The following is an 11,391-nucleotide window of genomic DNA, read 5'->3' as shown; positions in this document are numbered from 1 at the left end:
TAAGGATAGCTAGTTATTAAGCGTCGGCGTCGCAGGCAGCTTGGTAACCGGCGGCATCCAGCAGCTTGTCCAATTCTGCGGCGTTGCTCGGCTGCAGCTTGTAGAACCAGCTGCCATAGGGGTCGCTGTTGACGTTTTCCGGCGAGTCGGTCAACGCGTCGTTGACGGCGATGACTTCACCGCTGATCGGTGAATAGATGTCCGAGGCGGCTTTCACCGACTCCACCACGCCCGCTTCCTGACCGGCCGCCAGTTGCTTGCCAAGCTCCGGCAACTCGACGAACACCACATCACCCAGGGCTTCCTGAGCATGGTCGGAAATGCCCACCGTCACGCTGCCATCGGCTTCCAGGCGAGCCCATTCGTGGCTGGCGGCGTAACGCAGTTCGCTGGGGATATTGCTCATATCGGTGTCCTCAAAGACTGGGAGGCGGATGGCCCGCCTAGAAAATTTAGCAGGTTGTTAGAACCGGCCCGAAAATTACTGCGCCGCTCGGCGGCGATGCCAACCACAGGGCCGCGGCCCTTGCAGTCCGCCCGCCAGGAGCCACGCGGTTCAGATCAATGCCTTGCCGTGGCGGACGAACGTCGGCCGAACCACGCGCACGGGGTACCATTTGCCACGGATTTCCACCTCGGCGCGCTCGCCGGTCGCCGCCGGTACGCGGGCCAGGGCAATCGACTTGCCGAGGGTTGGGGAAAAGCTGCCGCTGGTGATTTCACCCTCGCCCACCCCTTCGACCCGCACCACCTGGTGCGCGCGCAATACGCCGCGCTCTTCCAGCACCAGACCGACCAGTTTCGGCTGGTTGCCGGCCGCGTATTGCGCTTCCAGCACCTTGCGGCCGACGAAGCCACGCGCCGGCGGCTCCCAGGCGATGGTCCAGGCCATGTTGGCGGCCAGCGGCGAGACGTCTTCGCTCATGTCCTGGCCGTAGAGGTTCATGCCCGCTTCCAGGCGCAGGGTATCGCGCGCGCCCAGGCCGATCGGGGCGATGCCGGCACCGACCAGTTCATTGAAGAAGCTCGGCGCCTGCTCGGCCGGCAGCATGATTTCCAGGCCGTCTTCGCCGGTGTAGCCGGTCCGCGCGATAAACCAGTCGCCCTCGGCAAAGCCCTGGAACGGCTTGAGCACGCCAATCAACTCAGCACGTGCGCCGGACACCAGTTCGGCGGCCCGCGCCCGCGCCTGCGGGCCCTGGATGGCGAGCATCGCCAGTTCGGCGCGCTCGTGCAGTTCGACGGCGAAACCGGCGGTCTGCGCCTGCATCCAGGCCAGGTCCTTGTCGCGGGTGGCGGCGTTGACCACCACGCGGTAGCCCTCGGCGGTGAGGTAGACGATCAGGTCGTCGATCACCCCGCCCTGCTCATTCAGCATGCCGCTGTAGAGGGCCTTGCCCAGCGCCTGCAAACGTTCGATGTCATTGGCCAGCAAATGCTGGAGATAGGCCTTGGCCTGCGCGCCGGCAACATCGACCACCGTCATGTGCGACACATCGAAGACCCCGCAATCGCGGCGCACCTGGTGGTGCTCCTCGACTTGCGAGCCGTAGTGCAGCGGCATATCCCAACCGCCGAAATCGACCATCTTGGCACCCAGGGCAAGGTGCTGATCATAGAGGGGCGTGCGCTGTCCCATGGGTTTCTCCTTCCGGGCTTGGCGAAGATGCGGGCAGGCACTGAAACGCGGCTGAGCTTGTACGAACAAGGCACTGGCGACGACGTATCAGCTGCCCGGTCTGAATGACGGGCCGCATCGAATGGCGCGCATTGTAGCCGCAAGAATGACGGCTGGACACATTCAACCTGGGGGCTGCGCGGTCAGTGCCCGTGGCGCCGGGCCGAGCGGCGAATCAGGCCGATCACCGGCAACAACCCGACCAACACCAGGGTCAGCGCCGGCAGCGCGGCACGCGCCCACTCGCCCTCGCTGGTCATCTCGAATACCCGCACCGCCAGGGTGTCCCAGCCGAACGGACGCATCAGCAGGGTCGCCGGCATTTCCTTCAGCACATCGACGAACACCAACAGGGCCGCACTCAAGGCCCCAGGCAGCAGCAGCGGCAGGTAAACCCGGAAGAACAACCGGGGGCCGCCGACACCAAGGCTGCGCGAGGCCTCCGGCAGCGACGGCCGAATCCGCCCCAGACCGTGCTCCAGCGGGCCGTAAGCCACCGCGATAAAACGGATCAGGTAGGCCAGCAGCAACGCCGCCAGGCTGCCCAGCAGCAGCGGCTTGCCAGCACCGCCGAACCAGTTCGACAGCGGGATCATCAGCTCGCGGTCAAGGTAGCTGAACGCCAGCATGATCGACACCGCGAGCACCGAGCCGGGCAAAGCGTAACCGAGGTTGGCCAGGCTGACCGCCGAGTGGATCGGCCGGGTCGGTGCCAGGCGGCGGGCAAAGGCCAGCAGCAGTGCGACCGCGACGGTGATCGCCGCCGCCAGCGCACCGAGGTAGAGGGTGTGCAGGATCAAACCGGCATAGCGTTCATCCAGGTCGAAACGGCCACGCTGCCAGAACCACACCAGCAATTGCAGCACCGGGATGAGAAAGGCGCAGGCGAACACCAGCCCGCACCAGGCGCTGGCGGCCAAGGCCCGCGCGCCACGCAGGCGATACAGCGCCTTACCTCGCGGACGCTCGCTGGAAGGCCGGTTGACGCCGCGCGCGCGACGCTCGCCATACAGCACCAGCATCACCGCCAACAACAGCAGGCTGGCCAACTGGGTCGCGGTGGACAGGCTGTAGAAGCCGTACCAGGTCTTGTAGATGGCGGTGGTGAAAGTATCGAAATTGAACACCGAAACCGCGCCGAAATCGGCCAGGGTTTCCATGATCGCCAAGGCCACGCCGGCACCGATCGCCGGGCGCGCCATCGGCAACGCCACACGCCAGAACGCCTGCCAGGGCGACTGCCCAAGCACCCGTGCGGCCTCCATCAGGCCCTTGCCCTGAGCCAGGAAGGCCGTGCGCGCCAGCAGGTAGACGTAGGGATAGAACACCAGCACCAAAACGATGATCACCCCGCCGGTGGAGCGCACCCGCGGCAGCCGCAGGCCCGTGCCGAACCACTCGCGCAGCAGGCTTTGCAGCGGCCCGGCGAAATCCAGCAGGCCGACGAAGACGAAGGCCAGCACGTAGGCGGGAATGGCGAAGGGCAGCATCAAGGCCCAGTCGAGCCAGCGCCGCCCAGGGAATTCGCAAAGGCTGGTGAGCCACGCCAGGCTGACGCCGAGCAGCGTCACCCCGACACCGACGCCGAACACCAGCGTCAGGGTATTGCCGAGCAGGCGCGGCATCTGCGTCTGCCACAGGTGCGACCAGATCTGCAGATCCAGCGCCTGCCAGGACAGCGCCATGACACTGAGCGGCAGCAGCACCAGCGCGGCAAGCGCAAAGGCAATCGGGTACCAGCGACGCTGGGCGGGATGGGCCACAAAATCCTCATCAGGCAGAAAACACAACGCCCCGGGTTTCAACCGGGGCGCCGAGTATAACCGCGACTAGCCGTGCATGGACGTGTCGCGGCGGTCAGTTCCAGCCAGCGCGATCCATCAACTTGATCGCTTCGGCCTGGCGCTTGCCGGCTACTTCGACCGGAATGCTGTCGGCCTTGAACGTGCCCCAACTGGCCACTTCGGCCGACGGCGGCACGCTCGGGTTGGCCGGGTATTCCTGGTTGACCCCGGCGAACAGGGCTTGCGCCTGCGACCCGGTCATCCACTCCACCAAGGCCTTGGCCGCTTCCGGGTGCGGCGCGTGCTGGGTCAGGCCGATGCCCGAGAGATTCACATGCACGCCGCGATCCTGCTGGTTGGGCCAGAACAGCTTCACCGCCAGGCCCGGCTCCTGCTTGTGCAGGCGCCCGTAGTAGTAGGTGTTGACGATGCCGACATCGCACTGTCCGGCATTGATCGCCTGGAGCACGGCGATGTCATCGGAGAACACATCGGTGGACAGGTTGTTGACCCAACCCTTGAGGACTTCCTCGGTTTTCTCTGCGCCATGGGTTTCGATCAAGGTGGCGGTCAGCGACTGGTTGTAGACCTTCTTCGCCGTGCGCAGACAGAGCCGGCCCTCCCACTCCTTGCCGGCCAGCGCCTCGTAGGTCGAGAGTTCCTGCGGCTGCACCCGGTCGGTGGAATAGGCAATCGTCCGCGCGCGCAGCGACAGGCCGGTCCAGCTGTCGGTCGAGGAGCGGTATTGCGGCGGGATGTTGGCGTCGATGACCGCCGACTTGAACGGCTGCAGAATACCCATCTGCTCTGCCTGCCAGAGGTTGCCGGCGTCCACGGTGAGCAGGAGGTCGGCCGTGGCGTTCTCGCCTTCGGCCTTGATCCGCTGCATCAGCGGCGCTTCCTTGTCGGTGATGAACTTCACCGTCACCCCGGTTTTCGCGGTGTAGGCATCGAATACCGGCTTGATCAACTCATCGATCCGCGAGGAGTAGACCACCACTTCGTCGGCAGCCTGAACGGAGGTCGCGGCCATCAGTACCAGCAGCGAGAGGAAAGAACGACGGAGCGGCATGGGCAAGCCCTCGGAATAGCCAGAAAGGTGCAAATGATAGTAAAACTCACTTGCACTCTGCATGCAGTTTTTATATCGGGGTGTGTCTCGGCCCGGAAAGACGGCCGGGCGCGGCGCGATGACCACATAGGGCGGACTCAGGCGCGCAGCGAACAGTCCGCCACCTGCAACGGCGTACTGCTTCGCGTGTACGTCCTACGCCCGCGCCAGCTCCGGCAGGTCGCCGGACAGGCCCAGTGCCTGGCGCACGAACAGCGCCTTGGCTTCGGGCAAGCCGTCGACCCAGTTGAGGCCACTGTTGCGCAGCCAGCGCAGCGGCAGCGGGTCGGCCTGGAACAGCCGCTCGAAGCCCTCCATCGCCGCCATCATCGCCAAGTTATGCGGCATCCGCCGACGTTCGTAGCGGCCGAGCACTCGCTCATCGGCCAGGTTTTCGCCACGCTCGAGCGCATGCAGCAGCACCTCGGCCAGCACGGCGGCATCGAGAAAGCCGAGGTTGACCCCCTGCCCGGCCAACGGGTGAATGCTGTGGGCCGCATCGCCGATCAGCGCCAGCCCCGGCTCCACATAGCGCTTGGCATGCCGCTGGCGCAGCGGGATGCACAGGCGCGGGTCGGCTTCCAGCACCTCGCCCAGGCGCCATTCGAAGGCCTTGCCCAGCGCCTGACAGAACGCCGCGTCGTCCAGCGCCATCACGCGCTCGGCCTCAGCCGGGGTGATCGACCAGACGATCGAGCACCAGCCCTGCGCGTCCTCCCCCTCTTGTGCCAGCGGCAGAAAGGCCAGCGGGCCATCGTCGGTAAAGCGCTGCCAGGCGGTGCGCAGATGCGGCTTGCTGCAGCGCACGCTGGTGACGATGGCGTGGTGCAGGTAATCCCATTCGCGGGTGGCGAAACCGGCCAGGCGGCGAACCGCCGAGTTGCCGCCATCCGCCGCGATCACCAGCGGCGCGCGCACTTCGCGGCCATCGCTCAGACTCAGCAGCCAGTCATCGCCGGAGCGGCGCAATTGTTCCAGGCGGGCATTGGGCAACAAGCCCAGCGTGCTGTCGTGCAGCCGCTCGAGCAGGGCGTCCTGAACCACACGGTTCTCGACGATATGGCCGAGCACCTCGGCATGCACGCTGGCCGCGGAGAAATGGATCTGCCCCGTTCCCGAACCGTCCCACACCTGCATTTCGGCATAGGGGCTGGTGCGCCGGGCGACTACCCCGGGCCACACGTCGAGGCGCTCCAATACGCGCTGGCTGGCCGCCGACAAGGCGCTGACGCGCGGCTCGAAGGCGCCGGCACGGTCGAAGGGTTTGACGCTGAGCGGGCCACCGTCCAGCAGCAGAATGTCCAGGCCACTGTTCTGCAAGGCCAGCGCCAGCGCGCTGCCCACCATGCCCGCACCTACGATTACCAGATCCGCACGCATCTTCCGTTCCTTATGCAGCCTGCCGCGCACGCGGCTTGAGGCGGACGTAGAGGGTCTTGCGCACCTTGGCCACCAGCGTGCCCTCGGCGTCATGAATGTCGACCTGCAGCTCGGGCAGGTACTTGTCGCCGTCGGCGGTACGCGTGCGCACCTCGGCGAGCAGCCTGTCGTCTATGTGGAAATCGGCATACACCGCGCCCTTGCCCGGGCTGATGAAGTCGATATTGGCCGCCTTGTCCCAGACGATGTAGTCGCGGCCCAGCAAGTTCATCAACATCAGCATGTAGAACGGGTCGGTCATGCTGTACAGCGAACCGCCGAACTGGGTGCGTACATAGTTGCGGTTGAACCAGTGCAAGCCCATTTTCACCTGCACCCGGCGAAAGTCCGCACCGATGTACTGAACCCGGATGCCGGCACCGAGATAAGCCGGATAGAGGTTCAGGCCGAGACGCAGCAAGCGCGCACGGCGGGCCAGTTTAAGGTCACTCATGTGCATTTCTCATTCGGAACGGGTGCCCAGGCCCATGGCCTGGCGAGCGAACCAGCGCTTGGCCGGAGGCAGCAGGTCGAGCCCGAGCAGGCCGAGGGTACGTCCGGTGGCAAGCAAGGGCTCGGCGCTGGTGAACAACCGGGTAACGCGATCGGAAAAACCGACGGTGAGGTGCTGGTCCAGCCGCTGACGCGCGTAATAGCGCTGCAACGTGGCGAACTCGCCCGGCGCCTCCGGGCTGGCCAGCAGCACTTCGGCCAACGCCTGGGCATCGCGCAGCGACAGGTTGTAGCCCTGCCCGGCAATCGGATGCAGGCTGTGCGCCGCATTACCGAGCACCACCAGGTTGGGCCGCACCTGCTCCTGCGCCTCGATCAACGCCAGCGGATAGACATTGCGCGCACCGACCTGGCGCAAAGCCCCCAGGCGATAACCGAAGGCCTGCTGCAATTCGGCCAGGAAGCTGCGCTCATCCAGCCGGGCCAGACGCTCGGCATCCGCGCCAGAACGGGTCCAGACCAGCGCGCAGCGGTTGTCCGCCAGCGGCAGCAAGGCCATTGGCCCCTCGTCGGTGAAGCGCTCGAAGGCTTGACCGGCATGCGCCTCGCGCGGGGAGATGTTGGCGATCAGCGCACTCTGCTGGTAGGGCGTGTGCTTCACGCCGATGCCGAGTTGCTCGCGCAGGCCGGAACGGCCGCCGTCGGCCAGCACGGCCAGATCGCAATCGATGATCGATTCATCGCTCAAGGTCAACCGATAACCATCGTCCAGCGCCTGCATGGCGCTGACTTCCGCCGGGCAGCGCCAGCTGACCACGTCATGATCCAGCGCCTGCCACAGGCAGTGACCGAGCCAGGCATTCTCAGCCACATAACCGAGCGCCGGCACGCCTTCTTCCTCGGCGCTCAACCGGGCCGCACCGAAACGCCCACGGTCGGAGACGTGAATCTGCAGAATCGGCTCGGCCCGCGGCGCGATGCGCGACCACAGGCCCAGGCGCTGATAAATCTGCTGACTGCCGAACGACAGGGCTGTCGAGCGCGCGTCATAGCTGGGCTGGTAGCCGTCGCCCGGGGCGAACGGCTCGATCAGCACGATCTTCCAGCCACGCGCCTTGGCCCCGGCCTGCAAGGCCAGCGCCAGGCTGGCGCCGACCAGGCCGCCGCCAATGATCGCCAGGTTCGCCCGACTCACTGCCTCAGGCTGCCTGGATTCGTGCGGCAGCCATCAAGGCCTCGATCTCCGCCACGGTTTTCGGCGCGTGGGCGGTCAGAATCTCGCAGCCGGTCTTGGTCACCACCACGTCGTCTTCGATGCGCACGCCGATGCCGCGCCATTTCTTCGCCACGTTCTGATTGTCCACGGCGATGTAGATGCCCGGCTCGACGGTCAGCGCCATGCCCACTTCCAGCACGCGCCATTCGCCGCCGACCTTGTAGTCGCCGACATCATGCACGTCCATGCCCAGCCAGTGCCCGGCGCGGTGCATGTAGAAGGCCTTGTAGGCCTCGCTGGCAATCAGCTCTTCGACATTGCCTTCGAGCAGGCCCAGCTCAACCAACCCAGCAGTGATGACCTGCACGGTGGCTTCGTGGGCTTCGTTCCAGTGCTTGTCCGGGCCGATGGCCGCGAATGCCGCTTCCTGGGATTTCAGCACCAACTCGTAAATGGCCTTCTGTTCCGGGGAAAACTTGCCATTGACCGGGAAGGTGCGGGTGATGTCGCTGGCGTAGCAGTCGATCTCGCAACCGGCGTCGATCAGCACCAAATCGCCGTCCTTCAACGGCGCGTCGTTTTCGCGGTAATGCAGGATGCAGGCATTGCGGCCGGTGGCGACGATCGAGCCATAGGCCGGCATCTTCGCCCCGCCCTTGCGGAACTCGTAATCCAGTTCGGCTTCCAGGTGGTACTCGCTCAACCCGACACGGCTGGCCTGCATGGCACGGATGTGCGCACGGGAAGAAATCTGCGCGGCTTCGCGCATCACCTTCACTTCATTGGCCGACTTGTACAGGCGCATGTCGTGCAGCAGGTGATCGAGGGCGACGAACTCGTTGGGCGGCTGCGCGCCCTGACGGGCCTTGGAGCGGATCACGTTGATCCACTCCATCAGGTGGCGGTCGAACTCCTGGTTGGTGCCCATGGCGTAATAAACCCGCTCGCGGCCTTCGATCAACCCCGGGAGGATGTCATCGATATCACCGATGGGGAATGCATCGTCGGCGCCGAAGGTGCTGATGGCGCCATCCTGGCCGGCACGCAGGCCGTCCCAGAGCTCGCGCTCGGGATCGCGCTCGCGACAGAACAGCACGTACTCGCCGTGCTCACGTCCCGGAATCAGCGCGATCACCGCTTCCGGTTCGGGGAAGCCGCTGAGGTACTGGAAGTCGCTGTCCTGACGGTAGACGTGCTCGACGTCGCGGTTGCGGATATACACCGGCGCCGCTGGCAGGATGGCAATGCTGTTGGGCTCCATCTGCGCCATCAGCGCCTTGCGCCGACGGGCGTATTCCGACTTGGGGATGCTGATCATGGGCGGACTCGACCTCGGGAAAATCAGTGCAGGGAAGGCTTCGCGGCGACGGCTGCCGGCGCTTTGGCGCACTCGGTGAACAGCAGCAAGGGCGCGACACGCAGGTATTCCATCACTTCCATATAGTCGCTTTCGCCGTCCTCGGACTCGTCCAGCGCGCTCTGCACCTGGGCGATGGCCGCCAGGTCCTGCAACACCTCGACGGCTTCGCCGCTCAAGGCCTTGTCGCGGGCGGTCAGACCGAAACCGCCGAGGAAGCCCTGGCACCACTGACCCAGCGCAATGGCGCGCTCGGCCAGCGGCGCGTCGTCGGACGGCAGCAGCAGCACGACGGTCATGTCGTCGCCGGTCAATTCGCCCTTGACCATCTCCTGCAGGCCGATCAGGGCCTGCCGTATGTTGTCTTGCGGCGCGCCGCCGAGCAGTTCGGTGGCATCCACCAGCCAGGGTTCGACCTCGAAGCCGGCACCGGCACAACTGCGGCCCAGTAACAGGCCATGCAACTCGGCGGGAGAAACGGGTTGGCCACTGCTGGCGAGCAGGGCGGCGAAAGCACTATACGGGGAATTTTGAGTGGGCATCGGCAACTAGGCGCCAGAGGGCGCAATGACTAGAATGAAGGCCTCGTATCCTAGCACCGGCAGGCGCGCCAAGACCATCGAAGGCCGCCGACAGGTTTGCACCTTTAGCGGACTGATCCTATATAGTTCCGGTCATTCAACGCATTAGTGAGAACCCATGGAAGACGCCGATCTGCACGCGCTCACCACCAAGCTGGAGCTGCTCATTCAGCGCGTCGAGCAGCTTAAAGCCGACAACCGAGTCTTGCGTGCGCATGAAAAGGCCTGGCGCGAGGAGCGCGCCCATCTGGTTGAAAAGAACGAAATAGCCCGGCACAAGGTCGAATCAATGATTTCGCGCCTGAGAGCCCTGGAGCAGGACTAATGACCTCGAATACCGTAACCGTCCACATCCTCGATAAAGACTATTGCATCGCCTGCCCAGCGGATGAGCGCGCCAACCTGGAAAGCGCCGCGCGCTATCTGGATGGCAAGATGCGTGAAATCCGCAGTGGCGGCAAAGTCATAGGTGCCGACCGGGTCGCCGTGATGGCGGCCCTGAACATCACCCACGACCTGCTGCACAAACACCAGCGCCTGGATCAGGACAGCAGCTCGACCCGCGAGCAGGTGCGCGACCTGCTGGAGCGTGTCGACCACGCCCTGGCCACCGATCAGGATGCCGGCCATAGCTGATTGCAGCGCGGCGGATTCGGGTATACTGGCCCCCGCTCCCTGGAGTGTGCGCCAGTTGGTGATGTCCCTGAGCCGATACGCACAAACCCGGGGGTTGCAAGTTGGAGCCGGTGTGCATGTCCGCCTGACGGAAAGCCTTAACGCTCCCTGCAACCTCCACCTTGAACTTTCGGGTTCAAGGGCTAAGCCGACAGCGGCACGTCGGGGGGTCTTATTCTTACCGTCACTGCCAAGCCTCTGGGCTGGCAGTGACGCGCTCGACTGCACTGCGCCGCGGTCGCCCGCGCCTGAAGCCGCCAACTGCCGATGACACCTTCAGCCGCTCTGTCCCGACCGCAATTGCGCCGCTTGCTGCGCCAGGCCCGCCGTGCGCTCAGCCCGCCGGAGCAACGCCAGGCTGCCCAACGCCTGTATCGCCAACTTGCACAGCATCCACGCTTTCGCCGCGCCCGGCATATCGCCCTGTATTTGCCGACCGATGGCGAGATCGACCCGCGCCTGCTGCTGCGCGCCGCCCAGCGCCGTGGCAAAGCCACCTACCTGCCGGTACTGAGCGCCTGGCCGCGAACCAAAATGGTGTTCCAACGTATCCACCCATACGAGCGGCTGCTACCCAACCGCTTCCGCATCCAGGAACCGCGCGCCAACCGCAAACAGCAGCGCAAAGTCTGGGCGTTGGACCTGGTCTTGCTGCCACTGGTGGGGTTCGACAGCGGCGGCGGCCGGCTCGGCATGGGCGGCGGCTTTTATGATCGCAGCCTGGCCTACCTGCGCCGGCGCAAAAATTGGCACAAACCGACTTTGTTGGGCGTCGCGCACGAATGCCAGAAGGTCGACCAACTGACGCTGGCCACTTGGGATGTACCGCTGCATGGGACAGTCACGGATCGGGCCTGGTACCCCGGAGCCGATGGCGGCACCGCGATCCCTGCCGTGCCGAACAGTCTCAGCGAACAGCCTTAAGGCTGTTGCGACAGGTTGACCGGAGCATCGCTTTGACGCTCCCACAAGCTCTGGGTGTAACCCGTCGTGACAACACCCAGGCCGAACAGAATGACCAATACCCACAATAGATCTGGTTTACGTTTCATCGATTGCCTCCCCCTTGAAGGCAAACCTCGCACAATGACCGGCGGCGGTTGTTGTTATTTGGCCG

13 protein-coding genes and 1 other RNA gene are annotated in these 11,391 nt (G+C 65.0%); 4 read left to right on the top strand and 10 right to left on the bottom strand.

From position 1 onward, the window contains the following. Nucleotides 1-16: 16 nt before the first annotated feature. From gcvH to AC3IYG_RS01480, 9 genes are all read right to left on the bottom strand, one after another. Nucleotides 17-406, bottom strand: coding sequence for a glycine cleavage system protein GcvH (gcvH, locus tag AC3IYG_RS01520; protein WP_489311959.1), 390 nt, complete (start codon nucleotides 404-406; stop codon nucleotides 17-19). A 150-nt stretch (nucleotides 407-556) separates the two neighbouring features. After that, nucleotides 557-1,639 carry a glycine cleavage system aminomethyltransferase GcvT gene (gcvT, locus tag AC3IYG_RS01515; protein WP_489311958.1) on the bottom strand — a complete coding sequence of 361 codons (1,083 nt, stop codon included), beginning with the start codon at nucleotides 1,637-1,639 and terminating at the stop codon, nucleotides 557-559. 182 nt (nucleotides 1,640-1,821) lie between these two features. Next, nucleotides 1,822-3,441 (bottom strand): ABC transporter permease, encoded by a 1,620-nt coding sequence (locus tag AC3IYG_RS01510; RefSeq protein WP_489311957.1) that lies wholly within the window; start codon nucleotides 3,439-3,441, stop codon nucleotides 1,822-1,824. Nucleotides 3,442-3,535: 94 nt separating this feature from the next. Next, the gene (locus AC3IYG_RS01505) at nucleotides 3,536-4,534 is read right to left on the bottom strand and encodes an extracellular solute-binding protein (protein ID WP_489311956.1); all 999 of its coding nucleotides are present in this window, start codon (nucleotides 4,532-4,534) and stop codon (nucleotides 3,536-3,538) included. A gap of 195 nt (nucleotides 4,535-4,729) precedes the next feature. Beyond that, nucleotides 4,730-5,953, bottom strand: a complete 1,224-nt coding sequence (locus tag AC3IYG_RS01500; protein WP_489311955.1) for a 2-octaprenyl-3-methyl-6-methoxy-1,4-benzoquinol hydroxylase — start codon at nucleotides 5,951-5,953, stop codon at nucleotides 4,730-4,732. A gap of 10 nt (nucleotides 5,954-5,963) precedes the next feature. Next, nucleotides 5,964-6,446 carry a DUF4442 domain-containing protein gene (locus AC3IYG_RS01495; RefSeq protein WP_489311954.1) on the bottom strand — a complete coding sequence of 161 codons (483 nt, stop codon included), beginning with the start codon at nucleotides 6,444-6,446 and terminating at the stop codon, nucleotides 5,964-5,966. Between the two features lie 9 nt (nucleotides 6,447-6,455). Continuing rightward, the gene (ubiH, locus tag AC3IYG_RS01490; protein ID WP_489311953.1) at nucleotides 6,456-7,640 is read right to left on the bottom strand and encodes a 2-octaprenyl-6-methoxyphenyl hydroxylase; all 1,185 of its coding nucleotides are present in this window, start codon (nucleotides 7,638-7,640) and stop codon (nucleotides 6,456-6,458) included. Nucleotides 7,641-7,644: 4 nt separating this feature from the next. Further along, nucleotides 7,645-8,979, bottom strand: a complete 1,335-nt coding sequence (gene pepP, locus AC3IYG_RS01485) for a Xaa-Pro aminopeptidase (protein ID WP_489311952.1) — start codon at nucleotides 8,977-8,979, stop codon at nucleotides 7,645-7,647. Nucleotides 8,980-9,002: 23 nt separating this feature from the next. Continuing rightward, the gene (locus tag AC3IYG_RS01480; RefSeq protein ID WP_489311951.1) at nucleotides 9,003-9,560 is read right to left on the bottom strand and encodes a YecA/YgfB family protein; all 558 of its coding nucleotides are present in this window, start codon (nucleotides 9,558-9,560) and stop codon (nucleotides 9,003-9,005) included. A gap of 157 nt (nucleotides 9,561-9,717) precedes the next feature. Here AC3IYG_RS01480 and AC3IYG_RS01475 point away from each other — a divergent pair, with 157 nt between their 5' ends. The 4 genes from AC3IYG_RS01475 to AC3IYG_RS01460 all read left to right on the top strand — a co-directional run bounded on the left by AC3IYG_RS01475 (nucleotide 9,718) and on the right by AC3IYG_RS01460 (nucleotide 11,198). Continuing rightward, complete coding sequence (locus tag AC3IYG_RS01475; protein ID WP_489311950.1) at nucleotides 9,718-9,924, top strand: TIGR02449 family protein; 207 nt, start codon at nucleotides 9,718-9,720, stop codon at nucleotides 9,922-9,924. After that, nucleotides 9,924-10,235, top strand: a complete 312-nt coding sequence (locus AC3IYG_RS01470; RefSeq protein ID WP_489311949.1) for a cell division protein ZapA — start codon at nucleotides 9,924-9,926, stop codon at nucleotides 10,233-10,235. Before AC3IYG_RS01475 ends, AC3IYG_RS01470 begins: the two co-directional genes overlap by 1 nt. Nucleotides 10,236-10,268: 33 nt before the next feature. Then, a non-coding RNA gene (gene ssrS, locus AC3IYG_RS01465) (6S RNA) lies at nucleotides 10,269-10,447 on the top strand. Between the two features lie 94 nt (nucleotides 10,448-10,541). Further along, nucleotides 10,542-11,198, top strand: coding sequence for a 5-formyltetrahydrofolate cyclo-ligase (locus tag AC3IYG_RS01460; protein WP_489311948.1), 657 nt, complete (start codon nucleotides 10,542-10,544; stop codon nucleotides 11,196-11,198). On the opposite strand, the gene AC3IYG_RS01455 is transcribed toward AC3IYG_RS01460, so the two are convergent. Beyond that, nucleotides 11,195-11,326 (bottom strand): hypothetical protein, encoded by a 132-nt coding sequence (locus AC3IYG_RS01455; RefSeq protein ID WP_256657860.1) that lies wholly within the window; start codon nucleotides 11,324-11,326, stop codon nucleotides 11,195-11,197. The genes AC3IYG_RS01460 and AC3IYG_RS01455 overlap by 4 nt on opposite strands. Nucleotides 11,327-11,391 lie beyond the last annotated feature (65 nt).

It is taken from the genome of Pseudomonas sp. KH_027, from assembly GCF_057838565.1.
This window is presented reverse-complemented; position numbering and strand designations above follow the sequence as displayed.

Coding starts and splice junctions, on each gene's coding strand:
- gcvH (WP_489311959.1), bottom strand. CDS start 406: ATGAGCAATATCCCCAGCGAACTGCGTTACGCCGCCAGCCACGAATGG.
- gcvT (WP_489311958.1), bottom strand. CDS start 1,639: ATGGGACAGCGCACGCCCCTCTATGATCAGCACCTTGCCCTGGGTGCC.
- AC3IYG_RS01505 (WP_489311956.1), bottom strand. CDS start 4,534: ATGCCGCTCCGTCGTTCTTTCCTCTCGCTGCTGGTACTGATGGCCGCG.
- AC3IYG_RS01500 (WP_489311955.1), bottom strand. CDS start 5,953: ATGCGTGCGGATCTGGTAATCGTAGGTGCGGGCATGGTGGGCAGCGCG.
- AC3IYG_RS01495 (WP_489311954.1), bottom strand. CDS start 6,446: ATGAGTGACCTTAAACTGGCCCGCCGTGCGCGCTTGCTGCGTCTCGGC.
- pepP (WP_489311952.1), bottom strand. CDS start 8,979: ATGATCAGCATCCCCAAGTCGGAATACGCCCGTCGGCGCAAGGCGCTG.
- AC3IYG_RS01480 (WP_489311951.1), bottom strand. CDS start 9,560: ATGCCCACTCAAAATTCCCCGTATAGTGCTTTCGCCGCCCTGCTCGCC.
- AC3IYG_RS01475 (WP_489311950.1), top strand. CDS start 9,718: ATGGAAGACGCCGATCTGCACGCGCTCACCACCAAGCTGGAGCTGCTC.
- AC3IYG_RS01470 (WP_489311949.1), top strand. CDS start 9,924: ATGACCTCGAATACCGTAACCGTCCACATCCTCGATAAAGACTATTGC.
- AC3IYG_RS01460 (WP_489311948.1), top strand. CDS start 10,542: ATGACACCTTCAGCCGCTCTGTCCCGACCGCAATTGCGCCGCTTGCTG.
- AC3IYG_RS01455 (WP_256657860.1), bottom strand. CDS start 11,326: ATGAAACGTAAACCAGATCTATTGTGGGTATTGGTCATTCTGTTCGGC.